Genomic DNA, 572 nt, shown 5'->3' with positions numbered 1-572 from the left:
TACAAGCAAGACCCCGGCCCTAAAAAGCCGGGGTTTTTGCTTTTCCGCTCTCCCTATAAGTGAGAGCGTTGTGGGTTCGGCGCCGAACAAAGTGCTTGACACTTATCGGATGTTCCCCCATAATCATCAGTTCTCTGCGGAGGGGTGCCCGAGTGGCTAAAGGGGGCAGACTGTAAATCTGTTGGCTTACGCCTACGTTGGTTCGAATCCAACCTCCTCCACCAGAATTCAGCTGTAGCTAGTGTTGGGAATCAGTGTCGGGAATCGGCAGATCCTTGCGGGTGTAGCTCAATGGTAGAGCAGAAGCCTTCCAAGCTTACGACGAGGGTTCGATTCCCTTCACCCGCTCCAGCGAAATTAAGTAAATGCCCATGTGGCTCAGTGGTAGAGCACTCCCTTGGTAAGGGAGAGGTCGGCAGTTCGATCCTGCCCATGGGCACCAGCCGGTATCTAGCGGGCCTCAGAAGCCTCGCGTCGAGCAGGCAGCAGCAGCCAGTGATTGTTTGCGCGCCCCGCGCAACGTACGGAAAAATCCTCTTAGGAGTCGAAAATGGCCAAGGGTAAGTTTGAGC

3 tRNA genes are annotated in these 572 nt (G+C 54.9%); all 3 read left to right on the top strand.

Features of this window, described 5'->3' with window-relative positions:
- The first annotated feature begins 138 nt into the window (after positions 1–138).
- The 3 genes from BMI01S_RS37950 (at position 139) to BMI01S_RS37940 (ending at position 442) form a co-directional block, all read left to right on the top strand.
- A tRNA-Tyr gene (locus BMI01S_RS37950) sits at positions 139–224 on the top strand.
- Positions 225–277: 53 nt separating this feature from the next.
- Positions 278–351 (top strand) — tRNA-Gly (locus BMI01S_RS37945).
- A 16-nt stretch (positions 352–367) separates the two neighbouring features.
- Positions 368–442 (top strand) — tRNA-Thr (locus BMI01S_RS37940).
- The last annotated feature ends 130 nt before the right edge of the window (positions 443–572 follow it).

This window comes from Paraburkholderia mimosarum LMG 23256 = NBRC 106338 (genome assembly GCF_000739815.1).
Classification (GTDB): Bacteria; Pseudomonadota; Gammaproteobacteria; order Burkholderiales; family Burkholderiaceae; genus Paraburkholderia; species Paraburkholderia mimosarum.
Note: the sequence above shows the minus strand (reverse complement) of the source record. Positions and strands in the feature narration are given on the sequence as shown.